Raw genomic sequence first — 26,851 nt, 5'->3', positions numbered from 1 at the left:
GCCGGGTATTTGCCCGAACCGAAGTTGCGGACCTGGTCGCTTACGACCAAGTCCCGGGAGAACTCAGTAGTTGTAGGCGCGCTCGCCGTGGTCGGTGATGTCCAGACCCTCGCGCTCCTGCTCGACGGTCGGGCGCAGGCCGATGATCACGTCGACGACCTTGTAGAGGATCGCCGAACCGATACCGGACCACAGCAGCGTGGCGACGACAGCCTTGATCTGCGCCAGCATCTGCGTGGCGAAGTCGTAGGTGCCGGCGTTGTTGCCGGTGACGTTGGTGTAGTCGGTGATGCCGACACCGCCGAGAGCCGGGTTGACCAGGATGCCGGTGGCCAGGGCGCCGATGATGCCGCCGATGCAGTGGACGCCGAACACGTCCAGCGCGTCGTCATAGCCGAGAGCGTTCTTCACGGTGGAGACGAAGAACAGGCAGATCGGGGAGACGATCAGGCCGAGGACCAGCGCGCCGATCGGACCGGCGAGACCGGAGGCCGGGGTGACGGCGACGAGACCGGCGACCGCGCCCGAGCAGATGCCGAGCAGCGAGGGCTTGCCCTTGACCGCCCATTCGCAGATCAGCCAGGACAGCGCCGCACCGGCGGTGGCGACCATCGTGTTGACGAAGGCCAGCGCGGTGACACCGTTCGACTCCAGGTTCGAACCGGCGTTGAAGCCGAACCAGCCGACCCACAGCAGGGCAGCGCCGATCATGGTCATGGTCAGCGAGTGCGGAGCCATCAGCTCCTTGCCGTAGCCGGTGCGCTTGCCGACGAGAACCGCACCCACGAGGCCAGCGATGCCGGCGTTGATGTGGACGACGGTGCCGCCCGCGAAGTCCAGGGCGCCGGCACCGGCGAGCCAGCCGACAGCGCCGGTGACTTCGTCGAGCTTGGCCTGGGCCGCGGTCTTGGCGGCGGCATCGGTGGCGGCGGCGACGGCCTTGGCGGCGGCGGCGACGTCATCCGGAGCGGCGATGAACCAGACCCAGTGCGCGATCGGGAAGTAGATGAAGGTGACCCAGAGCAGCACGAACAGCATCACCGCAGAGAACTTGATGCGCTCGGCGAAGGCGCCGACGATCAGGGCCGGGGTGATCATCGCGAAGGTCATCTGGAATACGAAGTAAGCGAGTTCCGGGATCACGACGCCGTTGGAGAAGGTCGGGACCACCGAGTTGGCGTCGACACCCTTCAGGAAGGCCTTGGAGAAGCCGCCGACCCAGGAGGTCATGCTGCCACCGTCGGTGAAGGCCATCGAGTAGCCGTAGAGCGTCCAGACCACGCCGACCATGGCGACGATCGCGAACACCTGGGTGAGAACCGAGGCCATGTTCTTGGTGCGGACCAGGCCGCCATAGAACAGCGCCAGGCCGGGGACCGACATCATCAGAACGAGCGCGCTGGACACGAGCATCCAGGCGACGTCGCCCTTGTTGGCAACGGGGGCGGCTGCGGCAGCGGCGGCCGGCGCATCTTCAGCGAAGGCGACATCGGCGAGGCCCGCGACGCAGAGCCCTGCGACTGCGAGCGTAACCCATCCCGCGCTGGTTGGACGCTTGAACGTCATTTTCTTCTACTCCGTAAGTGTTCTGGTTTGAGCGCGAAATCAGAGAGCCGCAGCGTCCGCTTCGCCGGTGCGGATGCGCACGGCGTGGTCGAGGCTGATGACGAAAATCTTGCCGTCGCCGATCTGGCCGGTCTTGGCGGCCGAGGAGATCGCATCGATGGTCTTGTCGACCTGGTCCGAGGGGATCGCGACCTCGATCTTGATCTTGGGCAGGAAGCTCACCGCATATTCGGCGCCGCGGTAGATTTCCGTGTGGCCTTTCTGCCGGCCGTAGCCCTTCACTTCGGTCACCGTGAGACCATGAACGCCGATGGCGGTCAGGGCGTCCCGGACTTCTTCGAGCTTGAATGGCTTAATGATCGCCATAACAATTTTCATGGGTCCTATCCCCGCTTGGGCCCGGCACGGACGTTACCGAGCGCTTCTTGTCGACTGAGGTTCACCACGCGGAGAAAGCTTCACGACGCGGGCACAGCCGGGGCCCTAGAATCAAATGCCGTGCCAGACGGCTGGTCAGGGCTAACGAGCCGTGAATCCTGACCTTTTCAGCCCTCAGGGGGGATGTCCGGGGCTGCGCTATTCGGTCGCGCCCAATTCATGGGCAGTCCTGCGCAAGAACTACGCAAGACAGGCTCGGGACACAATGCTGCCCACGGCGCGGGCAGATTTCCGCGACTCAGAACGGATCAGATGCCGTCAATTACTGCAGCGCCTCGCCGTGCTGGGAGATGTCGAGCCCCTCGAGTTCCTGCTCGCGGGACACCCGCAGCGGGACGAAGGCGCTGACCAGCTTGAGAAGGCCCCAGGTCACTCCGCCGGACCACACCAGGGTGACGGCGACGCCATAGAGTTGCGACAGCAGCTGCTTCGGATTGCCCTCGATCAGCCCGGCGGTGCCGCCGATCGCGGCGGTGGCGAACACGCCCGCCAGCACCGTGCCGGTGAGGCCGCCGATGCCATGGACGCCGAACACGTCGAGCGAATCGTCGTAATTGAAACGGTGCTTCAGCGAGGTGCAGGCCCAGTAGCAGATGATACCGGCGAGCGCGCCGATGACGAGGCCGTGCCAGGGCGCGACGTAACCCGACGCCGGGGTGATGGTGCCGAGGCCGGCGACGGCGCCCGAGATCATGCCGAGCACCGACGGCTTGCGCCGGGTCGACCATTCCAGCGCGCCCCAGGTGATCGCGCCGGCGCAGGCGGCGAGGTGGGTGGTCAGGATCGCCATCACGGCATGGGCGTTGGCGCCGAGCGCCGAGCCGCCATTGAAGCCGAACCAGCCGACCCAGAGCAGGCCGGTGCCGACCACCGCGAGCGACAGGTCGAACGGCGACAGGTTCTCGCTGCCATAGCCCTGGCGACGTCCCATCACCAGCGCCGCCACCAGCCCGCCGGTGCCGGCGGAGAGATGCACGACGAGGCCGCCGGCGAAATCGACCACGCCGGCCTGGGCGAGGAAGCCGCCGCCCCAGATCCAATGCGCCAGCGGCACGTAGACGAACACGAACCACGCGACGCCGAACACCAGATAGGCCGAGAAGCGCATGCGGTCGGCGACCGAGCCCGCCACCAGCGCCACCGTGATGATCGCGAACGTCATCTGGTACAGCATGAACAGCGCTTCCGGGATGGTCTTGGCGCCGGGATGCACGCTGTCCATGCCCATGCCGGCGAGGAAGGCGCGATCGAGCGTGCCGATCCAGGCGCCGTCGCCGACGAAGGCCAGCGAGTAGCCGAACGCGACCCACAGGATCGAGATCAGCATCACTGCGGCGAGGCTCTGCGCCATCGTCGCCAGCACGTTCTTCTTGCGCACCATGCCCGAATAGAACAGCGCCAGTCCCGGAATGGTCATCATCAGCACCAGCGCGGTGGCGACGATCATCCAGGCGGTGTCGGCGGCTTCGATCGTGGATGGCGCGGCCGCCCGTGCCGGCGTGACCAAGGCGATGCTTCCCGCCGCAGCCAAAGCTGCAGACGCGCGCAGGCAACGAGACGCGTAGGTCCCCATGACAGTCCCCCCGGCATGTCAGATCAGATTGAGATTGGTCGCTCCGCCGCGCCGTTGCGGCGGGCGTGCAGCCGTTGCGGCTGCCTAGAGTGCGTCGCTGTCGGTCTCGCCGGTGCGGATGCGGCGGGCGTGATCGATCGGCGTCACGAAAATCTTGCCGTCGCCGATCTGGCCGGTGCGCGCGTGCGTGGTGATCACCTCGACCGCCTTCTCGGCGATATCGGAGTTCACCGCGATCTCGATGCGCAGCTTGGGCAGGAAGTTCACGATATATTCGGCGCCCCGATAGATTTCGGTGTGGCCCTTCTGACGGCCGTAGCCCTTGACCTCCGTGACGGTCATGCCGTGGACGCCGATCGCGGTGAGGGCCTGGCGCACCTCGTCGAGCTTGAAGGGTTTGATGATCGCGACGACGAGCTTCATGGGCGGGCCTTGGGTTCCTCGGAGCTGAACAGCCTGTTTCGCAGGCAGCAATGGGTCGGCTGTTTTGGCCTGTTCATAGGCAAATGGCACAAAATGAGCGCAGCGTTAAGCGAAAACGTCAAGGAGTGACCGATATCACTGAACGCAAAACCGCCTCGGCCGACAGACTGAAGAACTTTTCCTGCCTCTCCACTCAAGGACCCCCAAGGACACCCTATGTCGAATCGTTCCTGGTATTACGCGGCTCAAGGTCAGCAACAGGGCCCCATCTCGGAAGACGAGTTGCGCGACCTGATTGCCCGGGGTGTCGTGACCGCCGAAACTCTGCTCTGGAGCGACGGCATGGCCGGCTGGGAGAAGGCCGGACGCATTCCCGGGCTGATGTCGGGTGTGCCGAGCGTTGCGCCGGGCGGCCCGCCCGCGTTCGATGCCGGCGGCTCGGCGCCGTCGGGCGCGCTGTCGGTCAAGCTGGAGACCTGGCCCTATTTCGGCTGGACCGTGCTGTATGTGCTCGGCCAGTTCCTGGTTGTCATCACGCCGTGGACGGCCGTCTACCTCTACCGCTACGTCATCGAGCGGATGAACGTGCCCGGACGGCCCAATCTCGGCTTCAGCGGCCAGCCGCTGGACATCTGGTACGTCTTCATCGCGATGGGCGTCCTGACCTATGTCGGCCTCAGCGACAGCGTGATCCTCAACCTGATCTCGACCATCGCCCCCGCTTTCCTGGGCTGGATGGTGGTGCGCTGGATCGCGACCAAGCTGACCTCCAACGGCGAGCCGCTGCCGCTGCATTTCGAGGGCAGCCCGCTCGCCTATGTCGGCTGGTACCTGCTGCTGCTCGTGTCCGGCATCACCATCATCGGCTGGGCCTGGGTGCTGGCGGCCTGGATGCGCTGGATCTGCCGCAACGTTCAGGGCTCGCGCCGCGAGATCGTGTTCACCGGTTCGGGACTGGAGGTGCTGTGGCGGACGCTGGCCTTCACCTTCGGCTCGATCCTCATTATTCCGATCCCGTGGCTGCTGCGCTGGTACAGTGCCTGGTACGTGTCGCAATTCGCGCTTGTGCCGCGCGGCTCGCAGCCGGCCTGATGGGCTTACGCCCGGCGCTCGCGGATCGATCCCTCCTGCGCGACGGAGGCGACGAGCGTGCCGTCGGGCTTGAAGATCGAGCCGCGGGTCAGCCCGCGGCCGCCCTGCGCGCTCGGCGAATCCTGCGCATAGAGCAGCCATTCGTCGGCGCGGAACGGCCGGTGAAACCACATCGCGTGATCCAGCGAGGCCGGCATCATGCGCTTGTCGAACAGGGTGCGCCCGTAGCGCGCCATGACAGCGTCGAGCAGCGAAAAGTCCGACGCATAGGCCAGCGCGCACATGTGCAGCGCCGGATCGTCCGGCAGCTTCGCCGCCGTCTTGATCCAGACATGGATCCGGCCGTCATCGATCTTCTTGCCGAAATAGCGATCGAGCTCGACCGGCCGCAGCTCGATCGGCCGGTCGGATTCGTAATAGCGCCGGATGAAGTCCGGCATCCGCTGGAAGAGCTCCGTAAACATCGGCTGCTTGGAGATCTCCTCCGCCGTCAGCTTCTCCGGCGGCGGCACGTCCGGCATCTTGTCCTGGTGGTTGAAGGCGCTCTCTTCGTCGCCATGGAACGAGACCATGATCGAGAAAATCGCGTTGCCATGCTGGATCGCGGTGACGCGCCGTGTCGCATAGCTCTTGCCGTCGCGCAGGCGCTCGACCTGGTAGATGATCGGCACCTGCGGATCGCCCGGCAGGATGAAATAGCAGTGCAGCGAATGCGGCAGCCGGCCCTCGACGGTGCGGCATGCCGCCATCATCGCCTGGCCGATCACCTGGCCGCCGAACACGCGCTGCCAGCTGGTCTTCGGGCTGTTGCCGCGGAACAGGTTCACCTCGATCGGCTCGAGGTCGAGGATCGCGATCAGATCGATCAGTCCCTTGGACATGGCGTGGTGCTTTCGCTGGCGTTGCGGTCCAATCCGGTCCCGGCCCCGTTATGGCAGGATCAGGCATCCGGAATTGACGGCTTCGGGTCGCAGCCGTTGGTTCACGGTCCTGTTTCGCCCAGCTATACTCCACCCGCAAGAGTAACCGTGAGCAGAGTGGCATGACGACACAGCGAAGCATTGTCATTTGTGGCGGGGCCTTTGCCGGCCTGGCGCTGGCGCTGGCGCTGCGGCAGGGCCTCGGTGCCGAGGTGCCGGTGATCGTCGCCGATCCGGCGCTGGCCAACCGGCCGAGCCGGGACCCCCGCGCCTCTGCCATCGTCGCGGCCTGCCGCAAGCTGTTCGACGCGATCGGCGTCTGGGCCGATGTCGCGCCGGAAGCGCAGCCGATCCTCGACATGGTCATCACCGATTCCAAGCTCGAGGACGCCACGCGCCCTGCCTTCCTGACCTTCGCAGGCCAGGTCGAGGCCGGCGAGCCGTTCGCGCATATGGTCGAGAACCGGCTGCTGATCGATGCGCTCGTCAAGCATGCCGAGGCGGCCGGCGTCGAGCTGAAGGCCGCGCCGGTGACCGGCTTCAAGACGCGGACGGACGCCGTCACGGTGACGCTGGGCGATGGTAGCGAGATGGAAGCCAGCCTGCTGGTGGCGGCCGATGGCGCGCGCTCGAAGCTGCGCGAGCGCGCCGGTATTTTGACCCATGGCTGGGATTACGACCAGTCCGGCATCGTCGTGACCGTCGGCCACGAGCGCGACCACAACGGCCGGGCCGAGGAGCATTTCCTGCCGCCGGGGCCGTTCGCGATCCTGCCGCTGACCGGCAAGCGCTCGTCGCTGGTGTGGACCGAGCGGCGCCGGGAGGCGCAGCGCCTGGTCGCGCTCAGCGCCGATGAATTCCATGCCGAGCTGGAGAAGCGCGCCGGGCTGCATCTCGGCGAGTTGAAGGTGCTGGACCAGCCGCGCGCGTTTCCGCTGTCCTATTTCGTCGCTCGCTCCTTCATCGCGCCGCGGCTGGCGCTGGTCGGCGACGCCGCGCATGTCATCCATCCGATCGCGGGGCAGGGGCTCAACATGGGCCTGAAGGATGTTGCGGCGCTGGCCGAGGTCGTGGTCGACGCGGCGCGGATGGGCATCGATCCCGGGCAGGTCGACGTGCTCGAAAGCTACCAGCGCTGGCGGCGGTTCGACACCATGGCGATGGGCGTCGCCACCAACTCGCTAAACTTCCTGTTCTCCAACAAGTCGACCCTGCTGCGCACCGTGCGCGACATCGGCCTCGGCCTCGTCGACCGCGCGCCGCCCTTGAAGGAGCTGTTCATCAAGCAGGCCGCTGGGCTCACCGGCCAGATGCCGCGGCTGCTGAAGGGCGAGGCGCTCTAGCGCGGGCCGGGGGCCGTAATGAAGCCGGCGACGGCCTCGACCATGTCGGGATCGAGCGGGCGGTCGGGGTCGTTGTAGGACGAGAGATTCTCGTCCTCGTTGGCAACGTCGACCAGCACGTGGTTCATATCCGGCAGCCACAGCGTCTTGGCGGCCGGCGCGGCGGTGGCGAGGGCAACCGCGTCGAGCCGCGGGATCTGCGAATCGCGGGCGCCGCCGACGATCAGGATCGGGATCACGATCTGCTTCAGCGGATCGATCGGATCCTCCGCGAAGGCGGAGCCGATGCCGGGCTGCATGCTCGGTGCGATCGGAAGCTCCGGCGGGGGAGGGTCCACAATCTGGCCTGCCATGATGGCATCGATCGCCTTGGCGACCGGCTCCATCTTCGTCGCCGGCAGCTTCTTCTCGAGCTGCGCCTTGAGCAGGTCACCCTGCCGTCGCGCCGAGGTGGTCAGCAGCACCAGCCGATCGACCGGCGTGCGGCGGGCGGTGAGGATGGCGACGAGGCCGCCCTCGCTGTGGCCGACCAGGACAATGCGGGCGAACTTGCCGCGCAAATAGTCGACCAGCGACGCGCTGTCGTCGACATAGTCCTTGAAGCGGAAGTCCTCGGGCCTTCCGAATTCCGCCTTCCAGCCCCGCGCGCCGCGCTTGTCGTAGCGCAGGCTGGCGATGCCGCGGGCAGCAAACTGCTCGGCGAGCTTCTTCAAGGTCGCGGGCTTCAGCTGCGGCCCATTGCCGTCCCGGTCCGTCGACCCGGACCCGGCGATGAGCAGGGCGACTGGCGGCCGCTCGATGCCGGAGGGGGTGGTCAGCACCGCGTCGAGCGGACCGACACGGATCGCGCTCTCCTCCGCCGAGGCGGCCGAGGTGAGCAGGAGCAGCGCAAGCGCGCAGCGGACGACGGCGGACCGCATCGGTCAGTCGATCTTCCGGGCTTCCTCAGGGAGCATGATTGGAATGCCGTCGCGAATTGGATAAGCGAGCTTCGCCGAACGCGAGATCAGCTCCTGCTTGGCGGCGTCGTACTCCAGCGGTCCCTTGGTCATCGGGCAGACCAGGATTTCGAGCAGCTTGGGATCGACGGAATTGGCGGGGCGTTCGAGCGGGGCGTTCATGGCATGGTCTCCGGCGGGCGCTCTGTAGCATATTCGCGATGGCGCTGTCCTCACTCAAGGCTCGTCCAGGGCGATCCTGATCAGCTCCTCGATCACCGCCTGCTGCTGCTCGGGCGGCAGTTGCCGCTCGGACAGCGCGTAGCCGAGGAACGCCCAATAGAGCACCTGGGCGCGCGCCTGTACGATCGCGGCCGGCAGGCCCTGGGCGGCGAGCAGGCCCTCGATATAGCCGAGCCGGCGCTTGTCGATGGCCTGGACGGCCTGGCGCGCCACCGGGCTGGTTGCCGCCCAGCTACGAACGGCGCGCTCCAATGTCAGCCGGGTCGCAAGCGTGCGGCGCAGGAGCACGGCGATGACCGGCTCGTCTCCCGCGCTCGCCTCCACGCCGGTGATGATCTGCTCGGCCGCGATGTCGCGCCAATGCTTCAGGAGTTCGGAATGGAACGCGGCGACGTCGGCGAAATGCCAATAGAAACTGCCGCGCGAGACGCCCATGACCTTGGCCATCGGTTCGGCCTTGAGCGCGGTGAAGCCCTTGCTCGCCAGGAGCTTGAGCCCCTGGTCCAGCCAGTCCTGCGCAGAGAGTTGCTCATTCATGTCGTGCCACCTGCCGAACCATACACAAGTGTATTGACGATCGCCAGCGCGGAGCGCATGCTCCATACACAACTGTATGGAGAGGATCATGCGTGACTTGCTGTTGCAATGCGCGGGTGTGACCGCGATCGTCGTGGCCCTGATCCACGGAGTGCTCGGCGAGACCGTCGTCTTCGCGCACGCCAGCATCACGCCCGAGCGGCTGCGCACTCTGCTTCGGGTGGTCTGGCAAGCCAGCACGGTGGCCTGGATCGGTTGCGGAGTCCTGCTGATCGCCGTGCCGTGGATGGAGTCCGAGCCGGCGCGGCATTGGACCGTCATGACCGCGATCGCGGTGTTCGGCTTGGCGGCCCTCGGCAACGCGTGGGCGACACGCGCGCGGCATTTCGGGTGGATCATGCTCGCAGGTGTGGTGGCGATGGCTGCGGCGGGCTACTAAGTCCCCACCGTGCAGCTCATGGCGCAAAAGCGCCAGCACCTTGACGCGTCGACGGCAGGCAACGCGTCGCGACATCTCGCTCGCGTTCGGCCGCACTCCGCTCACGGCGATGCCACTGCCGCGACATATTCGGAAAGAATGGTTCCAACTTAGAAGGAGTCTCTTTGCAGACACGGCGGCGGGCCGCTTAGCTGTTCGTCGTCGCGAACGGATGCCCGGCATCGTCTTGGGTGCGGAAGCAGGACCGTTCTCCGATTTGCTTGTCTGGATAAGAGAGGACGGATCGATGTTGGTCGACGTGGTGCGGAAGTTGGTCGTGGTGGGTGGAAGTGCCGGCATGCTGCTGGTTGCAGCGCAGGCCTATGCCGGGGGGCCGAGCGAGATTTGCCTGACCTATGCCAACGGTCAGTTCGAGCCCAAGGAGCCCACCGTCCCCGCAGACGCGCCGCTCACGATCCGTGTGAAGAACATGGAAGGCAAGGCCATCGAGTTCGAGAGCGAGACCTTGAAGATCGAGAAGGTCATCGCCGCCAACAGCGAGGCCGTTCTGAACGTGCGGGCGATGAAGTCGGGCCGCTACGAGTTCTACAACGACTTCAACGAAAAGGCCCGCGGCTTCGTCAACGTCCAATAGCGCTCAGCAGGTCACGCCATGCTCGCCGCACTGATCATCGTCTTTCGCGAAGTCTTCGAAGCCGGCCTGATCGTCGGTATCGTGCTGGCCGTCACCAGTGCCGTGCCGCACCGGTTGCGCTGGATCGGCGCCGGATTGTTCGCAGGCCTGGTCGGCGCCTGCATGGTCGCAGCGTTCGCGGGCACGCTGACGCAGCTGTTCGAAGGCATGGGGCAGGAGCTGTTCAACGCGGCGATCCTGTCGACCGCCGTGATCATGCTGACGTGGCACAATGTCTGGATGGCGCGGCACGGCCGCGAGATGGCGCAGGAGTTGCGGACGATGGGCCAGGCGGTGGCCGAAGGCGCCAAGCCGCTGGTGGCTTTGGCGACGGTGATCGCCATCGCGGTGCTCCGCGAAGGCAGTGAAGTCGCGCTGTTTCTCTACGGCGTCGCCGCGTCCGACGAGGGCGGCGGCCGGGCGCTGCTCGGTGGTGGTGTGTTGGGGCTGCTGCTCGGCGTCGCCGTGTGTCTTTTGACCTATTATGGCCTGATGCGCATTCCACCGCGCGCGCTGTTCCGGACCACGACCGTGCTGATCACCCTGCTGTCGGCGGGAATGGCGGCGCAGGCGGTGTTCTTCCTCGCCCGCGCCAACTGGCTGACCTCGTTCGATCAGGTGATGTGGGATTCGAGCGCGGTGCTGCCGGAGAAAGGCCTCGCCGGCCGGACGCTCAAGGCGCTGATCGGCTACACGGATCAGCCGACCGCGATGCAGCTCGCCGTCTATGTCGGGGTCATCCTGGCGACGATTGCGCTGATGCGCCTCACGGCAGCGCCGGCGCCGCGTCGCGCGGTTGCCGCGGAGTGATCACTGCAGGGGTGGATCTCCCGAGGTCCGCTTCTTGGCGAGATCCATCTCGGTGACGGCGATGAGGATCTCGGTGCGCGTCTTCAGGTCCGGCGCTTCGAGCATCGCCTGCTTTTCGGCCGGCCCATAAGGCGACATCATCGCGAGCGCGTTCACGAGCGCCTCGTTGGGGGCGGCTTCGATGCCGGCCCAATCGACCTTAAGATTGTTGGCCTTGAGGAAGTCGGTCAGCACCGCGAGCAGCGCGTCGCGGTCGACCGCATCCTCACCCTTGCGCGCGGTGAAGTCGTCGAGGAACGGGAAATAATCGACTTTGCACTGGCGGTACGGCGTCAGCACGGTCATCTCCTCGACGACCTTGAAGCGGGAGACGCCGGTGAGCTCGAGGATGTAGCGGCCATCGCCGGACTCTGCGAGCTGCGTGATGCGGCCGACGCAGCCGACCTTGAACAGGACGGGGCGTTCCTCGCTGGAGGAATGCGTCACGTCCGGCTGGATCATGCCGATCAGCCGATGGCCGTCGCGGAAGGCGTCGTCGACCATCGCGAGGTAGCGCGGCTCAAAGATGTTGAGCGGCATCTGGCCGCGCGGCAGCAGTAGCGCGCCCGCCAGGGGAAACACCGGAATGATCTCCGGCAGCTCGGCGGGACCGCGATATTCGGCATTGATCGGCATGCGATACCTCGTATCCCCCAGAGAGCGCGCGGGTGCCCGCCTAGCTCACGAAAACAGGATCGTCGACAGCCGCTTGCGGCCCTCGACGGTGGCCTCGTCGGCGCCGCCCCAGGCTTCGAAGAACTGCACGAGCTGCTTGCGCGCGCCGTCCTCGTTCCATTTGCGGTCGCGCCTGACGATCTCGAGCAGATGGTCGGTGGCCTCCGTCCGCTTGCCCGCGGCGTTGAGCGCGATCGCGAGGTCGAAACGCGCCTGATGGTCCAGCGGATTGGCGGTGACCTTCTGTTCCAGTTCGCCGACAGGCCCGAGCGACTGCGCCTGCTCGGCGAGATCAATCGCGGCCTGCACTGCGGACACGGCCTGATCATTGCGCTTGGCTTCGGGCACCATGGCGAGCGTCTGCTTGGCCTGCTCGATCGCGCCGAGCTCGACCTGGCACTTTGCCAGCCCTGCGATCGCCGGAATATTCGTGGCATCGAACGCTAGCACCTCGGCGTAGATCTCGGCCGCGCCGGCGGCGTCACCCTCGGCCAGCACGGCCTCGGCTTCCTTGAGGATCTCGGCGATATCGGGCTCTCCGGCGCCGGGAACGCCCTTGGTGATCTTCTCGATGAAGGCGCTGACCTGGCTCTCGGGAACGGCGCCCATGAAGCCGTCGGCCGGCCGGCCGCCGACGAAGGCGATCACGGCGGGAATCGACTGGATACCCATCTGGCCCGGGATGGCCGGATGCTCGTCGATGTTCATCTTCACCAGCTTGACCTTGCCCTTGGCGGCCTTGACGGCCTTTTCCAGGATCGGGGTCAGCTGCTTGCACGGTCCGCACCACGGAGCCCAGAAGTCGATGAGGACCGGCTGACGCTTCGATTCCTCGATCACGTCCTTCACGAAGCTCTGGGTCGTGGTGTCCTTGATCAGATCCGGCACCTGCGGCGCCGCTCCGTTGCCCTGCTCAACAATGGTCACGGGGTCCTCGTCCGAAAAAAACTGGGATGGACAGCGTGCCGGGAACCAGCCGCCGCCGCGCCTCAATACACGGTTTCCGTCACCTTAAGTGGCGGTCGCCTGGGTAAATTTCAATTGGTTCATCGCGAACGGCGCCGGCCGCCCGATTCGACCGGGATTCGCGGCCTCGACACCCAAAATTGAGGATGATCTCGTGACGAAACCTGTCGCAGACCTGTTGCATTCGTCCGCGGCATTTGGCATAGGTTCGCCCGTCGCCGCCGGCCACAGCGCCCAGGTGACACGGATGCGGGTGTAGCTCAGTGGTAGAGCACGACCTTGCCAAGGTCGGGGTCGAGGGTTCGAACCCCTTCGCCCGCTCCAAATTTTCCGCTCCGCAGCTGATACCTCCGCCAAGCAATCACCGAGACGACTGGGACTTCTCCCAGGCCGCGAGCGCGTCGGCAAAGACGCGATCTCCGCTCGGACCTTTGCCGATGGCCAGGATGCCTCGTCGCTGATTGCCGTAGACGAGCGGAATGTCGAACCATTCACGCTGTGCGAGCAGCTCTTCGTTGCGAGCACGATCCTCTTTGACGTTCGAAAAGCCGACCAGGAAGGATCCTTCCGTCACCTTGACGGAGAGTCCGGCCAGCGGTGTCCCGCGCGCATTCTCGTTGGTCTTCATCAGGATTCCCGGCACGTTGCTGATGCCGCCGCCGGCAAAATCAGGGGCCGGCTTGAACATCAGCTCCGCCACGTGGCTGGCCGGCAGCGCGGGATCGTCATTGCGACGAAGGACCAGGCTGACCTTGAGCTTGCGATCGGGAATGTCGATGTCGCCGCGGATGACCGGCAGGGGCTGCCCCGATTGAGCGCTCTTGATGGTGTCGCTCCGCCACGTCACCGAGCCTGAATAGCGCCTGCCCTGGGGGTCCGAGAGATCCTCGTCATACAGCACGGCGAGGCCGGGGGTCCGTGCGTCCGACAGGACCGACGAAGCTGCGGGCTTCGGCGAAGGAGCGGCAGATTGGCTGGCCATCGGGCGGGCCGGCTGGGGGAAGCTCGGCCCTGCGGAGCTCAGCTGCGGGCCGCCGTCCACCAGCGTATACATGACCAGGGGCTGCTGGGCGCCGCCGGTGGCGCGCCCCACCGCCGCATTGGTCTGATTGAAGATCTCGATCAGGCGAAGTCCCGGCTGCTGCAGCGCGTCGGCGAAGGCGACAGCGAATGCGCCATGGCCGCCGGGGCCGCGCTGTCCGACGGTCCCAATCTGCGCGGCAAAGGAGACCACGGTACGGGGCGGCACCCGCATCGGCAGCAGGCCGGCGGTGAGCCCGGCGATGCCGCGCGCTTCGAAGGGATTTCCACGGAAGGCGTCCAGAATGACGACGTTCTGGCGCGCACCCGGCGCGTCCAGATCGCGCATGATGCCGTTCAGGCTGCGCAGCTCGGTCTCGGCGTCGGCGGCCTTTGCCGGCGCGGCGTCCACCGGGACCAGATAATTGGCGCCGCCGAGGTTCAGCCCATAGCCGGCGTAGTAGATCAGGGCGACGTCCGCATCTGCGATCCGTCCCCTGAACTCGGCCAGCGCGCGATCGAATCCCTTCTTGTCGAGATCGACCAACGCGGCGCCGCCGCTCAACGTGAATCCGAGCTGCACCAGCCTGTCGGCCAACAGCTTTGCGTCCGCCGCCGGCTCGTCGAGCAGCGGCGCGCGCTCATGGATGGAGTTGCCGATCACCAGCGCTACGCGCTTATCGGCCTCGGCCGGTCCGGCACCCGCCAGGACCGCGATGATCACGGCCACGGCCGCAAAAAGCAGCTGTCCGCCTCGGCGCCTCGCCTCACGCATGCCCACGGTCTCCTGCTCCGATGTTCGCGCGCTGATTTTACCGCAGCTCGAACAAAACCGGAACAAGAATTGTAGAGACCGCGGCGGAAATCGCGCTCAGGTCAGACCAGCACGGGCGTGCGAACCCGCCCGGCGTCGCCGAACACGCGCAGGTAACGGGCGATCTCGGCGGGGTCGCCGGTCGCCTTCTCCGGGTTGTCGGACAGCTTCACCGCGGGGCGGCCGTCCACCGAGGTCACCTTGCAGACCAGCGAGATCGGGTCGAGGTCCACCGAGCCGTCCGGCGAGCAGCCGACGAAATCGTTGGTCAAATTGGTGCCCCAGCCGAACGACAGCCGAACCTGGTCGGAGAAGCGCTGGTGGATCTGTTCGATCGACTCGACGTCCATCGCGTCGGAGAACACCAGCAGCTTCTGCCGGGGATCGCGCCCCTTGGATTTCCACCAGGCGATGATCTCCTCGCCGGCCTGGATCGGCGGCGCGCTGTCGGGACGGAAGCCGGTCCAGTCCGCAACCCAGTCCGGCGCGTCGCGCAGGAAGGCCTTGGTGCCGAAGGCGTCGGGCAGGGCGATCAGCAAATTGCCGGCATAGGTCTGCCGCCACTGGTCGAGAATGCGGTAGGGCGCGAAGCGCAGATCGTCGTCGTTCTTGGCCAGAGCGGCGGCGACCATCGGCAGCTCATGGGCATTGGTGCCGATGGCTTCGAGGTCGTTGTCCATCGCCAGCAGGACGTTCGAGGTGCCGGTGAACGACGAGCCCAGCCCTTCCTTCACGGCCTCGACGCACCAGCGCTGCCACAGGAAGCCGTGGCGCCGGCGGGTGCCGAAATCCGACAGCCGCAGGCCCTCGAGCTTGCGCAGCCGCTCGACCTTCGCCCACAGCTTGGCCTTGGCGCGGGCGAACAGCACGTCGAGCGCGAACCGGCCCTGGCCCTTCATCGCCTGGCGCGAGCGCAGCTCGTTGACGATGGCGAGCGCCGGAATCTCCCACATCGTGGTGTGGGTCCACGGCCCGTGGAAATGCAGCTCGTACTGGCCGTCGGCCTTGTGCAGCTCGTATTCGGGCAGGCGGAAATTGGCGAGCCAGTTCATGAAGTCCGGCGAGAACATGTGGGTCTTGCCGTAGAAGGTATTACCGGCCAGCCAGATCAGCTCCTTCTTGGTGAAGCGGATGGTGCGGGCATGATCGAGCTGGGCGCGCAATTCGCCTTCGTCGATGACGTCGGCCAGGCGCACGCGCTTGGTCCGGTTGATCACCGAGAATGTGACCTGCTGATCCGGGTAGAACTCCCGAATCATCTGCAGCATCAGCAGCTTGTAGAAATCGGTGTCGAGCAGGCTGCGCACGATCGGATCGAGGCGCCAGCCGTGATTATAGGTTCTGCTCGCGATATCGGTGACTGTCATGCGACGATTTTACAGTGCTGTGCGCGACGCCGCCACTGGGCTTGTCGCAGGGGCGCTTGCGGCTGGTGAAGGGGATTCCGCCCGATTTGGAGGGCCTATCGGCGGGCCAGCAACGGCAGGCCGGGATCGAACGCCGTGACGGTCTCGACCCATTTCGCGACGCGAAGGACATGGAGGTCATTGCGGTAGGTGCCGGCGATCTGGACGCCGAGCGGCAGGCCGTTCTTGCCGAACCCGGCCGGCAGCGCCACAGCCGGCGCCCCGACGAAGGTCCACGGCGCGCAATATTCGGCATCGCCGGTCCAGTCGATGCCGTGCGGTGCCTCGCCGAAGGCCGGCAAGGTGAGCACGGCGTCGAAGCCGGCGAGTTCTCCGGCCAACGCGGTCTGCCGCGCGGCCTGCGCCGCCTTGGCGGTGAGATACTCCATCGCCGTCTTGCTGCGCCCGCTCTCGACATGCGCCTTCATCACGTCGCTGACCCGGTCCGGGAAGCGGGCGATGAGGTCGGAGAAGATCGTGGTCGCTTCGCTCAGCATGATCGTGGTGATCGCATCCCAGTTCACCGCATCGAGCGCCTTAAGCTCGATCTCCTCGATCGCGGCGCCCGCGCTGCGCAGCCTGGCGACGACCGACTCGAACACCGCCTGCTGCTCGGCTTCCGCGCGCTCCCATTTGGCGAAACGAACGACCGCGAGCCGCGGCTTCGCCAGCGGCATGAGGCCGGTCTCGATATCGACGGTAAAGCCCGGCAACGGCCGGCCGTGCAGGTCCTCGGCGCTGGAGCCGGCCAGCAAAGACAAAGCGAGCGCGACGTCGTCGACGCGGCGGGCGAAGAAGCCGACATGGTCGAGCGAGGGGCTGAGTGGATGCACGCCGGTACGCGGGATCGCGCCGAAGCTCGGCTTGAAGCCGACCACGCCGTTGAAAGCCGCGGGCCGGATCACCGAGCCGAGCGTCTGCGTCCCCAGCGCCAGTGGCACCAGCCCCGCCGCCACCGCGGCCGCCGATCCCGATGACGATCCCCCCGGCGTGTGCGCCGGGTTCCAGGGATTGACGGTCGGGCCGGGATGCCGCCAGGCGAATTCGGTCGAGACCGTCTTGCCGAAGATCGTGGCGCCGAGATCGCGCAGCCGCGCGACCACCCAGGCGTCGGCATCGGGCACATGATCGCGATAGATCGCCGAGCCGTTGGTGGTCGGCATGTCCGAGGTCGCGATGATGTCCTTGATGGCGACGGGAATTCCACCCAGAGGCCCGGACTTCGCCGCGACATCGCGTGGCAGATATTCGAACGCCTTGAGCTGCGGCTCGATCGCTTGCGTCTTTTTCAGACACTCTTCGCCATAAGCGGCGGCTGCAGACGAGTCCGTCTTGAACCGGCGCAGCAAGTCGACGACGCCGGCACCGGCTTTCGGCGTGGAGAGTGAGAGACGCTCGGACATCAACGATCCCATCGGTAGGACGCATGGTCGCGCGGTGTCAGGTCACGGCGCGGCGCGGTTGCCTCGATCCTATCGGGTGTTCCTCCGCGCGCCAACCGCCCGGCCGATCGGCGCGTATGAATACAGCGCATGACAGCGCGCTCCGCGCGAGCCGATGGCGCGAGATGAGTTGGGTGGCGCATCCTGAGCCGCGCGCGCTCTCCGCAATCCGCTTCTCACCCGCGCAGGATGTGCTACCATTTTCAAGTCGACCGCCGACGTGTCGACCAAGGACGTCTTAAACAGTGTCCGAAAAATAGACGCAGCCGAACGAGCTGCAGGGGAGTGAAGCGATGACATCGGCTTTCCACCGAAGCATTCTTGCGCTTGCAACAATCAGTCTTCTCGCCGGCACCAGCATGGCCGGCGCGCAGCAGAAGCCCGACGCGGGCAAGGCTCTCAAGAAATACGAATCCGGCACCAAGGAATTCTGGACGCATCCGCCGGACGACTGGTTCCTCGGCGACGAGACCGAGGATCAGAAGGGATTGGCGCCGCCCTCGGGACCGCCGACCGGCGCATCCGACGCCGAGCTCGCCGACCTCGTCAAGAAGGTGAAGCTGCCGCAGGGCTTCAAGATGGAGGTGTGGGCGTCGGGCGTGCTCGCCGCGCGGCAGATGGCCTGGGGCGATAAGGGCACGTTGTTCGTCGGCTCGTTCGGGTTGGGCAACGTCTATGCGATCACCGACAAGGGCGGCAAGCGCGAGGTCAAGACGGTCCTCAAGGGCCTGAACATGCCCACCGGCTTGGCCTTCCAGGACGGCAATCTCTACGTGATCGCGGTCGACAAGCTGATCAAATATGAGAACGCAGAGGCCAATGTCGACAATCTCGGCCAGGGCAAGGTCGTCTATGACGACATGCCGTCCTATGCCGCGCATGGCTGGAAATACATCGCGGTCGACAAGGAGGGCTGGTTCTATCTGCCGTTCGGCCCGCCCTTCAACATCGGCATCCCGCCGACCTCGGTGTCGCAGATCCGCCGCGTCGATCCGCGCACCGGCAATGCCGAGATCTGGGCGCTCGGCGTGCGCAACAGCGTCGGCGGCGACGTCGATCCGCGCACGGGCCGCTATTGGTTCACCGAGAACGCGCGCGACTGGATCAGCGACGATCTGCCGAGCGACAAGCTCAACATGATCTCGCGGATCGGCGAGCATTTCGGCTATCCCTATTGTCACCAGGGTGACCTGCCGGATCCGAAATTCGCGATGGGCCACAAATGCTCGGAGTTCACGCCGCCGGTGCTGAACCTCGGGGCGCATGTGGCGCCGCTCGGCATGAAGTTCTACACCGGCGACCAGTTCCCCGCCGAGTACAAGAACAACATCCTGATCGCCGAGCACGGCTCCTGGAACCGCCACAAGTACCAGGGCGCGCGGATCATGCGCGTGATCGTCGGTCCCGACGGCAAGGATGCCAAGCAGGAGGTGTTCGCCTCCGGTTTCCTCGAGGGCGACCAGGGCTATCTCGGCCGTCCCAACGACATCGTGCTCGCCAAGGACGGCTCGATCCTGGTGGCCGACGACTGGGCCGGTGCGATCTACCGCATCAGCTACGACAAGAAGTGAGGCTCTGACCAAAGCAGGGGCTGCGCGCCGCCATCATGGCGGCCGCAGCCCCAACTATTTTGTGAGCCGCGCGTTGTCCGGCTATCGGCCCGCGCGCGCGGGACGACGCTGCGGTGCATAGACGCGGCGACACGGGAGGATTGAGACATGCGTCATGGAGTTGCCGGTCTGCTCGCGCTCGCGCTGCTGAGTGTTCCGGCCGAGGCGGCGGATATCGAGGCGGGAAGGGCGAAGGCAGAGGTGTGTACCGGCTGTCACGGGGAGAACGGCATCTCGCAAACCCAGAACATCCCCTCGCTCGCCGGCCAGCCTGATCAGTTCATCCAGTGGCAGCTGGTGTTCTTCCGCGCCGGCACGCGCAAGAACGAGGCGATGAAGCCGATCGTCGATCAGCTCACGAACGAGGACATCCGCAATCTCGGCGCCTATTTCGCCTCGCTGCAGCCGGCGAAGTCGCCGCCGGACGATGATCCGGATCTGTCGAAGAAAGGGGCGGAGGCAGCCGCCGGCCGCCGCTGCGCGTCATGCCATCTCGACAGCTACGCCGGCACCAAGGGCGTGGCGCGGCTCGCCGGCCAGCGCGAGGAATATCTCGTCAAGGCGCTGCACGACTACAAGAGCGGCCAGCGCGTCGGCGGCAGCCAGGCGGCGATGACGGACGTGGCGTATCCGCTGTCCGCGGAGGAGATCACCGCGCTCGCGCATTACCTCGCGCATTTGTAGCGACGGATGATGGGATCTTGCGGTCGTGCCACACCCACCGCTGTCGTCCCGGACAAGCCCGCCGACGCGAAGCGTTGGCAGGCGCCGATCCGGGACCCATAACCACCGGCCGTGGTGAGGCAGGCAACTCGCAGTCACTTCCCTCGACAGATTCCGCGGTATGGGTCCCGGATCTGCGTCCGCCGCCACTGCGCGTCGGCAGACTTGTCCGGGACGACAGCGGAGTGTTTGTCTACTTCCCTCGCTGCGCCTCGTAGACCTTCAGCTGCGTATACGAAATCCGCAGCCGCGGCACCGGGACCTTGGCGGCGTCGGCACGCGCCACCAGATCGCCGATGACGTGATCGGCTTCGACCGGCAGGCCGGCGCGGAGGTCGCGGAACATCGAGGCGGTCATCGGCGAGCCCTCGGTGGTCAGCATGCCCGAGACGCGCTGGAAGAACGGACCGGCCGGCGCGTAGCCGGCGGCCGCCGCCACGGCGCTGCACTCATCGAGCATGCCGAGCAGGAAATCCTTGCCGCCGGGCGCGGTCAGGATGACGCCGACCGGCGCGCGCATCAAGGTCGTGGACGCCGCCAGTGACGACAGGAACACCCACTTCTCCCACATGTCCTGCATGATGTGGTCGCTGGCGGAGGCATTGAAATTGCCGCGCTGGAAGATCTCGAAGATCGCGCGGACGCGATCGGACGAGCCGCCGTCGCGCTCGCCGAAATTCAGCGACTGCATCGGCTGCAGCTGCACGACCTCACGGCCTTCGTTCAACGTCGCCGCGATCGCGCAGAGTCCGCCGAGCACCCGCTCGCGCCCGAACCGGGCGTCGAGGACGTCGAGATGCTTCATGCCGTTGAGCAGCGGAATGATCGCGGTGTTCGGACCGACGGCCGGTGCGAACGACGCGATCGCGTCGTCGAGGTCGAACGCCTTGCAGCTCAGCAGCACGACATCGAAATGCTGTTTCAGACTGTCGGCCTGCACGGTCGGTGGATTGGGCAGGGTGACGTCGCCGGCCGGGCTGCGGATGACGAGGCCGGCACTGGCCAGCTCGGATGCGCGCCGCGGGCGGACCAGGAAGGTGACATCAGCGCCGGTCTGCAGCAGCCGGCCGCCGAAATAGCCGCCGATCGCGCCGGCGCCGACGACGAGAATTCGCATGGGTGAGGCTCCTTGAAACAGGCCGCATCTTGCCGAAGCGAACAGGGAATGGCGAGCGGCGAATAGGGATGGGCTCCATTCCCTATCCGCGACTCCCTATTCGCCATTCGCCCCTACCATTTCTCCCCAAACGGCCGGATCTCCATCTCGAAGGTCCAGGCGCTCTTCGGCTGCTGGTACAGCTGCCAATAGGCGCCGGCGACGGACGCGGGCGGCATCAGCAGGTCGGGATTATCAAGCGCCTCCTTGCCCCAGAGCTGGGCGCGGCGCTCGCGGACCCAGGCGGTGTCGACGCCGGAATCGATGATGAGATGGGCGACATGGATGTTCTGCGGCATCAGCTCGCGCGCCATCGACTGCGCCACCGCGCGCAGGCCGAACTTGGCGGAAGCGAACGCCGCGAAGCCGGACCCGCCGCGCAGCGAGGCGGTCGCGCCGGTGAAGAAGATCTTGCCGCCGCCGCGCGGCAGCATCAGCCGCGCCGCCTCGCGGCCCGTCACGAAGCCGGCCCAGCACGCCATCTCCCAGACCTTGCGGAACACGCGGTCGGTGGTCTCCAGAATCGGGAAGTTGACGTTGGCGCCGACGTTGAAGATCACGACCTCGAGCGGCGCATGCTTGTCGGCGTCGTTGAGGAAGGCGGTCGTTTCGTCCTCCTTGCGCGCATCGAGCGAGCGCGCCACGATCCGGCCGCCGGCGGCTTCGACCTCGGCGACCAGCGGCGCGAGCTTGTCGCCGTTGCGGCGGCCGGCGAACACCGTGAAGCCTTCGGATGCGAATTTCTTGACGATCTCGGCGCCGATGTAGTCGCCCGCGCCGATCACGGCCACCGTGGCGTTGCGCTGTTGCATTCTGGGATCTCCGTTCAAAGTCCGGCGTCATTGCGAGGAGCGAAGCGACGAAGCAATCCAGGGCTGCGCGCGTGACTCTGGATTGCTTCGCTGCGCTCGCAATGACGGGCATTTACCTGCCGAGGATGTAGTCTTCGACGTCGCGCAACTGCTCCTTGCCGAAGAACATCTCGTTGCCGACGAAGAAGGTCGGAGAGCCGAACGCACCGCGTTCGACGGCGCGTTGGGTGTTCTCGACCAGCTTGGCCTTCACCTCCGGCTCCTGGGCGCGGGCGAAAAGTTTCGCGCCGTCGAGTCCCGACGAATTGAGCGCTGAGATCGCGATCTCCGGATCGTCCATCTTCTTCGGCTCGCGCCACATGTGGTGGAACGCCGCGTCGACGTATTTCTCGAACACGCCTTCAAGCTCGGCGGCGATCGCCGCGCGCATCAGGTTGAGCGTGTTGACCGGGAAGTGCGGGTTCCACACCCAGGGCTGGACGTGAAAGCGCTTGAGGAAGCGCTGCGTCTCGACCTCGTGAAACTCGCGCTTGTTCTTGATGCCCGCATAGGCCTCGGCCGGAGACCGGTTGTTGGTCGCCTTGAAGATGCCGCCGAGCAGCACCGGCACGTAGAAGAACTGGACGCCGATGCGCTTCTCGATCGCCGGGATCGCCTCATGGCTCAGGAAGGCGTTGGGGCTGCCGAAATCGAACATGAACTCCGGTGCGGGTCGGCTCATGGGCGGTCTCCTCGAAGGTTTTTCGCATTGTGGTCCAGCGCGGCTGCCGCGTCCAGGGTTTTATGATGATCATCATATTGCAGCCGGCGCCGGTCAGATCATGCGCCGCACCGCCTGCTTGCGCCAGACCACGAGAAAATAGCTCATCTGCAGCAGCATCATTGCGGTGAAGGCGATGGGGTAGGCGAGCCAGACGCCGTCGAGGCCGATTCTGCGGCTGAGCCAGACTCCCGCGGGGACCTCGATCGCGGCGATCGCGAAGGCGGAGATCGCAAGCGGCATCCACACCGTGCCGGAGGCGCGCATCGCCGCCGAGAAGGTGATGGAGATGCCGAACAGCACCGAGCTCCACAACACCAGGTGCAACGAATGCTGCGCCACCTCGATCACAGCGGGATCGGTGATGAACAGCCCCATCAGCGGCCGCGAGAACAGATAGGCGATCGCGACCAGTCCGCCGGTCAGCACCAGGTTCATTTCGACTCCGGTGCGAACGATCCGGCCCATCTGCTCGGGCACGCCGCGGCCGATCGCCTGGGCGCCGAAGATCGACACCGAGATCGCGATCGAGAGCGCGGGGAATTGCACATAGCCAAGCACCTGGTTGACCGCGCCATAGGCCGCGGTCGCGTCGGAGCCGAAGCCGTTGACCAGGCCGATCAGCACCATCTCCGCCAGCGACATCACGATCATGCTCAGCGCCGCGGGAATGCCAAGCCGCAGCACCGTGCGCAGCAGCTTCGGTGCCGGCCGCATTCCGCGCAGCACCGCGACGTCGATCGCGAGCGGATGCTTGCGCCGGCGCAACTGCGCCAGCAGCCAGCCCAGCGTGAGGAGCGTGGAGACGGCCGATGCCCACGCCGCGCTGGCCGCGCCCAGCTGCGGCGCGCCGAACCAGCCGCGGATGAGGATGGGCGTCAACACCAGACCGAGCGCGGTGGACACCGCGAGCGCGATCAACGGCGTCACGGTGTCGCCGACACCGCGCATCAGCGCCGTCAGCATGATGAAGACGAAGGTCAGAGGCATCGAGATCATCATGACGCGTGCATAGTTCGTCGCCGCATCGAGAATGTTGGCCGGCGTCGCCAGCGCCGTCAGGAGTTCGCGGCTGAAGAGGCCGCCCAGCGCGATCGCGAAGCCGAGCGCGAGGGTAATGGCAAAGGCCGCGCCGGCGACTGTCTTCACGGTGGCCAGCTGCTTGGCGCCCCAGGCTTGGCCGATCAGGATGCCGGCGCCGGAGGCGAGCCCCATCACGAACGACACGAAGAAGAACATCGCTGGGAAGAACGCAGAGACGGCCGCCAGCGCATCGACGCCGATCATCTGGCCGAGATAGACGTTGTTGATGGTGCCGAACAGCGATTGCAGCGTGTTGCTCAGCATCATCGGGATGACGAACAACAGGAACGTCTTGCGCAGCGAGGGAGCGGGCGTCACGGCATGATCCTTCCACCGCCCTTTGATGCCAGGCGGGTCGTGTCAGGAGGAATGGAAGGAGAGCGGCCTCGGGCGGATGCTCTCCAGATGTCGTTGATCAGCCGATCTCGGTGTCGGCGCGGTGACGATGGGCCATCGCAATGGCGTGATCGCGGATGTCGGCCGGCCACTCCGCGAGCAGCCTTGCGAAGCGGCCGAGATCACCTGCGAACAGCGCCCGCGAGGCCTCCTCGAACTGCGGCAGGTTGCTGCCGATCCCGGACATGAAATGATACGCCGCATCGCGCGCCTCGCGGGCGCGATCGCTGTCACCGCTGGCGCGACGCGCCTCGTGGACCAGCTTGCGCAGCGCGACCGAGGCCCCGCCGGGCTGGGTGCTCAGCCATTCCCAATGTTGCGGCAGCAGCGTGACCTCGCGCGCGACGACGCCGAGCTTCGGCCGGCCACGGCCGCGCGGCTCGCTGGGCAATTGCTGGGCGGCGGCGCCGGCGTCCGCCGGCAACCGGGCCAAGATGTCCCGGTCGCTGCCGCGCAGGTCCAGGTCGATCGGCTGCCCGGTGCGGTCGCTGAAGATGATGACCGGCTCGGTTGCAGGCGCAGCATGCTTGAGGACCAGCGCGACCTTGGGCAAGGGCCCGGTGGCGATGCGGGTATGGCCGGCAAAAGCAGTATAGGTATCCATGTCCGTTCGTCCCGGTTGACAGGGGCAAATAAAATCCGGGTAGAAATAAAAGTCAATATTACCCGGATAAATATTTGGTCGCTGTGACCGTCCCGCCGCTCGCCGAAGGCACCGGGCTTTGCTACGGAACAGCGCCTGCTCACTCGATCCGTCTTTCGGGGACCTCATGCTGACCGTTCACCACCTCAACAACTCCCGCTCGCAACGCGTGCTCTGGCTGCTCGAGGAACTCGGCGTCCCCTACGAGATCATCCGCTATCAGCGTCAACCGGACATGCGCGCGCCGAAGGAGCTGCGCGCGATCCATCCGCTCGGCAAGTCGCCCGTCATCACCGACAATGGCAACGTGGTCGCCGAGTCCGGCGCCATTGTCGAATATCTGGTCGAGACCTATGGCGACGGCCGGCTGATCCCGCCGCCGAAGACCCCCGAGCGGCTGCGCTATTCCTATTGGCTGCACTACGCCGAGGGCTCGGCGATGCCGCTGTTGCTGCTGAAGCTGCTGTTCAACGTCATGCCGAAGCGCGCGCCGGCGCTGCTGCGCCCCCTCGTGCGCAAGGTGTCGAGCCAGGCGCTGACCACCCTGGTCAATCCGCAACTGAAGCAGCACATGGCGTTCTGGGAAAGCGAGCTGCAGAAGAGCGAGTGGTTCGCCGGCAATGAGTTCACCGCCGCCGACATCCAGATGAGCTTCCCGCTGCAGGCCGCCGCCGCGCGCGGCGGGCTTGAGCAGGGCCATCCGCGCGCGATGGATTTCCTCGCGCGCATCGAGGCGCGCCCGGCCTACAAGATCGCGCTGGAAAAGGGCGGCCCGTACGAGCTCGGCCGCTGACGCGGGCTATGGCGATCGCGCGGCGGTGGCCGAGGCCTCCGTCGCCGCGATGACCTCGCGCACCAGGCGCGCCACGCCCCGGATGTCGCCATCGGGATCGACGGCATCGCCGAGCCGCACCACCACCATGCGCTGGGTCGGCATGATCACGAGCCGCTGGCCGAGCAGGCCGAAGGCGAAGAACGCATCCGGCGGAATTCCGGCGCGCGCGCGCCCCTGGGCATGAACATGCGGGCTGCGGTTGGTCCAGAGACCCGCGCCGTAGTCCGTGTCCAGCGTCGCGGTCGCCGACATCGCCACCCAGCCCTCCGGCAGAATCCGTCTGTCGCCGGCCATGCCATCGGCGAGATAGAGCAGGCCGAGCTTCGCCCAGTCGCGCGCGCTGGCCAGCATGTTGGCGTGACCCTGATAGGTGCCCGAGCCGTCGAACTGCAACGTCGCGCTGCGCATGCCGAGCGGTCCGAACAGCTCGCGCCAGGCGAGCGCGATGGTCTGCTCCGGCCCGCCGGCGGCGTCGCGGATGATACGGGCCAGGATCTGCGTCGATGCGCTCGAATAGGCCCAGCGCTGGCCCGGCGGGGCGATCAGCGGCGCATGCACCGCGAACGCCGCCATGTCGCGATGAATCTCCATCTGGCTCGACGGGTCGAAGCCGGAATTGGTCTCGTCCAGCGCCAGGCCTGACGTCATGCGCATCAACTGCTCGATGGTGATGTCGTGGCGCGGGTCGCGCGCGTCGCGCCATTCCGCGACAGGCGCCGGAATTCCAGGGCTGAGCTTGCCCTGCCGCGTCATGATCCCGAGCAGCGCATTGGTGACCGTCTTGGTCATCGAAAAGCCGATCAATGGCGTGTCGACACCGATGTCAGCCGCGTAGCGTTCAGCGATCAGCCGGCCGTCCTTGACGATCACGACCGCCTTGGTGCGTCGGAACGGCGGGCTGGCCGGCTCCTCGAAGGCGTGATCGAGCGCAGCCTTCAACGCGGGATCGGCGGGTTCCACCGGGGCCGCCGCTGCAACCTCCGGCAGCGCCGGCGGCGGAACGGAAGCGCGCAGCGCGCGGACGTCGCTGTGCGGCACGTAAGGCGGCTTCTGGCCCTGCATCGACACGCAGCCGAGGCCGTCGTGATAGCTGGCGCGGCTGACATGCAGGCCGAGCAGCGAGGCGTCGACGTAGCGCATGTCAGGCTCGACGCGGTAGCGCATGACGGCGCGCAGCCGGCGCAGGCCGGGACGCTCCATGGTTTCAGCGAAGGTGGTCTGGGGATCGAGGCCGGAGACGAAAGTCTTGGCGCAGATCATCTGCGCGACCGCCGTGGTGGCGGACCGCAGCGCCCGGTCCGGCCGATAGGTAAGCCAGCCCGCCACCAGCAGGGCCGCGAACACCAGGAGACCGACCGAAAATCTTCGCAAGTTCACCAGAACGCCTGAAATGGTCTTGCGGGCAAGCTTCGCCCTCGCAGTTCTTGTATCCCGGCTTCGCCAGCTCGCCAACGGACCGACGCGATGGAACAAGGC

Annotated in this window: 26 protein-coding genes, 1 tRNA gene and 1 pseudogene; 9 read left to right on the top strand and 19 right to left on the bottom strand. The window is 66.3% G+C overall.

What is annotated here, in order from left to right; genetic code table 11:
• Nucleotides 1-63: 63 nt before the first annotated feature.
• The 4 genes from ACQR1L_RS10310 to ACQR1L_RS10295 all read right to left on the bottom strand — a co-directional run bounded on the left by ACQR1L_RS10310 (nt 64) and on the right by ACQR1L_RS10295 (nt 4,000).
• Nucleotides 64-1,566: an ammonium transporter gene (locus ACQR1L_RS10310; RefSeq protein WP_434857857.1), complete on the bottom strand. Its 1,503-nt coding sequence runs from the start codon at nt 1,564-1,566 to the stop codon at nt 64-66.
• A gap of 39 nt (nt 1,567-1,605) precedes the next feature.
• On the bottom strand, nt 1,606-1,944 hold the full coding sequence (locus tag ACQR1L_RS10305; protein ID WP_006611147.1) for a P-II family nitrogen regulator: 339 nt from the start codon (nt 1,942-1,944) through the stop codon (nt 1,606-1,608).
• A 322-nt stretch (nt 1,945-2,266) separates the two neighbouring features.
• Nucleotides 2,267-3,577, bottom strand: coding sequence for an ammonium transporter (locus ACQR1L_RS10300; RefSeq protein ID WP_434857856.1), 1,311 nt, complete (start codon nt 3,575-3,577; stop codon nt 2,267-2,269).
• Nucleotides 3,578-3,661: 84 nt separating this feature from the next.
• Entirely contained in the window at nt 3,662-4,000 is a 339-nt protein-coding gene (locus tag ACQR1L_RS10295) for a P-II family nitrogen regulator (RefSeq protein ID WP_257167498.1), read from the bottom strand.
• Between the two features lie 216 nt (nt 4,001-4,216).
• Here ACQR1L_RS10295 and ACQR1L_RS10290 point away from each other — a divergent pair, with 216 nt between their 5' ends.
• The gene (locus ACQR1L_RS10290) at nt 4,217-5,092 is read left to right on the top strand and encodes a DUF4339 domain-containing protein (RefSeq protein ID WP_434857855.1); all 876 of its coding nucleotides are present in this window, start codon (nt 4,217-4,219) and stop codon (nt 5,090-5,092) included.
• A gap of 5 nt (nt 5,093-5,097) precedes the next feature.
• Here ACQR1L_RS10290 and tesB read toward each other — a convergent pair whose 3' ends face one another.
• Nucleotides 5,098-5,973, bottom strand: a complete 876-nt coding sequence (gene tesB, locus ACQR1L_RS10285; RefSeq protein ID WP_434857854.1) for an acyl-CoA thioesterase II — start codon at nt 5,971-5,973, stop codon at nt 5,098-5,100.
• A gap of 107 nt (nt 5,974-6,080) precedes the next feature.
• Here tesB and ACQR1L_RS10280 point away from each other — a divergent pair.
• Nucleotides 6,081-7,355, top strand: a pseudogene (locus tag ACQR1L_RS10280) (ubiquinone biosynthesis hydroxylase); the annotation flags it as partial.
• Here the strand turns inward: ACQR1L_RS10280 and ACQR1L_RS10275 are convergent.
• The 3 genes from ACQR1L_RS10275 to ACQR1L_RS10265 are packed head-to-tail and all read right to left on the bottom strand — an operon-like array spanning nt 7,352 to nt 9,073.
• A complete protein-coding gene (locus ACQR1L_RS10275) occupies nt 7,352-8,275 on the bottom strand; it encodes an alpha/beta hydrolase (RefSeq protein WP_434857853.1) in 924 nt (307 codons plus the stop codon). The pseudogene ACQR1L_RS10280 and the gene ACQR1L_RS10275 sit on opposite strands and share 4 nt — an antisense overlap.
• A 3-nt stretch (nt 8,276-8,278) precedes the next feature.
• A complete protein-coding gene (locus ACQR1L_RS10270; RefSeq protein WP_434857852.1) occupies nt 8,279-8,476 on the bottom strand; it encodes a Trm112 family protein in 198 nt (65 codons plus the stop codon).
• Between the two features lie 54 nt (nt 8,477-8,530).
• On the bottom strand, nt 8,531-9,073 hold the full coding sequence (locus tag ACQR1L_RS10265) for a TetR/AcrR family transcriptional regulator (RefSeq protein WP_434857851.1): 543 nt from the start codon (nt 9,071-9,073) through the stop codon (nt 8,531-8,533).
• An 88-nt stretch (nt 9,074-9,161) separates the two neighbouring features.
• Here ACQR1L_RS10265 and ACQR1L_RS10260 point away from each other — a divergent pair, with 88 nt between their 5' ends.
• From ACQR1L_RS10260 to ACQR1L_RS10250, 3 genes are all read left to right on the top strand, one after another.
• Nucleotides 9,162-9,512 (top strand): hypothetical protein, encoded by a 351-nt coding sequence (locus tag ACQR1L_RS10260; protein WP_434857850.1) that lies wholly within the window; start codon nt 9,162-9,164, stop codon nt 9,510-9,512.
• A gap of 286 nt (nt 9,513-9,798) precedes the next feature.
• Entirely contained in the window at nt 9,799-10,146 is a 348-nt protein-coding gene (locus tag ACQR1L_RS10255) for a cupredoxin domain-containing protein (RefSeq protein WP_434857849.1), read from the top strand.
• An 18-nt stretch (nt 10,147-10,164) separates the two neighbouring features.
• Nucleotides 10,165-10,995, top strand: a complete 831-nt coding sequence (locus tag ACQR1L_RS10250) for an FTR1 family iron permease (protein WP_434857848.1) — start codon at nt 10,165-10,167, stop codon at nt 10,993-10,995.
• Here ACQR1L_RS10250 and ACQR1L_RS10245 read toward each other — a convergent pair whose 3' ends face one another.
• Complete coding sequence (locus ACQR1L_RS10245) at nt 10,996-11,670, bottom strand: LON peptidase substrate-binding domain-containing protein (protein WP_434857847.1); 675 nt, start codon at nt 11,668-11,670, stop codon at nt 10,996-10,998.
• Nucleotides 11,671-11,715: 45 nt separating this feature from the next.
• On the bottom strand, nt 11,716-12,636 hold the full coding sequence (trxA, locus tag ACQR1L_RS10240) for a thioredoxin (RefSeq protein ID WP_434857846.1): 921 nt from the start codon (nt 12,634-12,636) through the stop codon (nt 11,716-11,718).
• Between the two features lie 288 nt (nt 12,637-12,924).
• On the opposite strand from trxA, the gene ACQR1L_RS10235 reads away from it, so the two are divergent.
• Nucleotides 12,925-12,999 (top strand) — tRNA-Gly (locus ACQR1L_RS10235).
• 37 nt (nt 13,000-13,036) lie between these two features.
• On the opposite strand, the gene ACQR1L_RS10230 is transcribed toward ACQR1L_RS10235, so the two are convergent.
• The 3 genes from ACQR1L_RS10230 to ACQR1L_RS10220 form a co-directional block, all read right to left on the bottom strand.
• Entirely contained in the window at nt 13,037-14,470 is a 1,434-nt protein-coding gene (locus tag ACQR1L_RS10230; RefSeq protein WP_434857845.1) for a caspase family protein, read from the bottom strand.
• A gap of 101 nt (nt 14,471-14,571) precedes the next feature.
• On the bottom strand, nt 14,572-15,876 hold the full coding sequence (gene pncB, locus ACQR1L_RS10225) for a nicotinate phosphoribosyltransferase (RefSeq protein ID WP_434857844.1): 1,305 nt from the start codon (nt 15,874-15,876) through the stop codon (nt 14,572-14,574).
• A gap of 95 nt (nt 15,877-15,971) precedes the next feature.
• Nucleotides 15,972-17,318, bottom strand: a complete 1,347-nt coding sequence (locus ACQR1L_RS10220; RefSeq protein WP_434857843.1) for an amidase — start codon at nt 17,316-17,318, stop codon at nt 15,972-15,974.
• A gap of 332 nt (nt 17,319-17,650) precedes the next feature.
• On the opposite strand from ACQR1L_RS10220, the gene ACQR1L_RS10215 reads away from it, so the two are divergent.
• On the top strand, nt 17,651-18,928 hold the full coding sequence (locus ACQR1L_RS10215) for a PQQ-dependent sugar dehydrogenase (RefSeq protein ID WP_434857842.1): 1,278 nt from the start codon (nt 17,651-17,653) through the stop codon (nt 18,926-18,928).
• A 147-nt stretch (nt 18,929-19,075) separates the two neighbouring features.
• On the top strand, nt 19,076-19,651 hold the full coding sequence (locus tag ACQR1L_RS10210) for a c-type cytochrome (protein ID WP_434857841.1): 576 nt from the start codon (nt 19,076-19,078) through the stop codon (nt 19,649-19,651).
• A gap of 232 nt (nt 19,652-19,883) precedes the next feature.
• Here the strand turns inward: ACQR1L_RS10210 and panE are convergent, their stop codons facing one another.
• The 5 genes from panE to ACQR1L_RS10185 all read right to left on the bottom strand — a co-directional run bounded on the left by panE (nt 19,884) and on the right by ACQR1L_RS10185 (nt 24,501).
• The gene (gene panE / locus ACQR1L_RS10205; protein WP_434857840.1) at nt 19,884-20,807 is read right to left on the bottom strand and encodes a 2-dehydropantoate 2-reductase; all 924 of its coding nucleotides are present in this window, start codon (nt 20,805-20,807) and stop codon (nt 19,884-19,886) included.
• Nucleotides 20,808-20,920: 113 nt separating this feature from the next.
• Nucleotides 20,921-21,658 carry an SDR family oxidoreductase gene (locus ACQR1L_RS10200; RefSeq protein ID WP_434857839.1) on the bottom strand — a complete coding sequence of 246 codons (738 nt, stop codon included), beginning with the start codon at nt 21,656-21,658 and terminating at the stop codon, nt 20,921-20,923.
• A 112-nt stretch (nt 21,659-21,770) separates the two neighbouring features.
• Nucleotides 21,771-22,379, bottom strand: a complete 609-nt coding sequence (locus ACQR1L_RS10195) for a 2-hydroxychromene-2-carboxylate isomerase (protein ID WP_434857838.1) — start codon at nt 22,377-22,379, stop codon at nt 21,771-21,773.
• A 93-nt stretch (nt 22,380-22,472) separates the two neighbouring features.
• On the bottom strand, nt 22,473-23,819 hold the full coding sequence (locus ACQR1L_RS10190) for an MATE family efflux transporter (protein WP_434857837.1): 1,347 nt from the start codon (nt 23,817-23,819) through the stop codon (nt 22,473-22,475).
• A 97-nt stretch (nt 23,820-23,916) separates the two neighbouring features.
• Nucleotides 23,917-24,501 (bottom strand): DUF2239 family protein, encoded by a 585-nt coding sequence (locus tag ACQR1L_RS10185; RefSeq protein WP_434857836.1) that lies wholly within the window; start codon nt 24,499-24,501, stop codon nt 23,917-23,919.
• A 166-nt stretch (nt 24,502-24,667) separates the two neighbouring features.
• On the opposite strand from ACQR1L_RS10185, the gene ACQR1L_RS10180 reads away from it, so the two are divergent.
• Complete coding sequence (locus tag ACQR1L_RS10180) at nt 24,668-25,333, top strand: glutathione S-transferase family protein (RefSeq protein WP_434857835.1); 666 nt, start codon at nt 24,668-24,670, stop codon at nt 25,331-25,333.
• A gap of 6 nt (nt 25,334-25,339) precedes the next feature.
• On the opposite strand, the gene ACQR1L_RS10175 is transcribed toward ACQR1L_RS10180, so the two are convergent.
• Nucleotides 25,340-26,752, bottom strand: a complete 1,413-nt coding sequence (locus tag ACQR1L_RS10175; RefSeq protein ID WP_434857834.1) for a serine hydrolase domain-containing protein — start codon at nt 26,750-26,752, stop codon at nt 25,340-25,342.
• Between the last annotated feature and the right edge of the window lie 99 nt (nt 26,753-26,851).

The organism is Bradyrhizobium sp. HKCCYLR20261 (assembly GCF_051168435.1).
GTDB lineage: Bacteria > Pseudomonadota > Alphaproteobacteria > Rhizobiales > Xanthobacteraceae > Bradyrhizobium.
The sequence above is the reverse complement of the archived record's forward strand: the minus strand, read 5'-3'. Positions and strand labels throughout refer to the sequence as shown.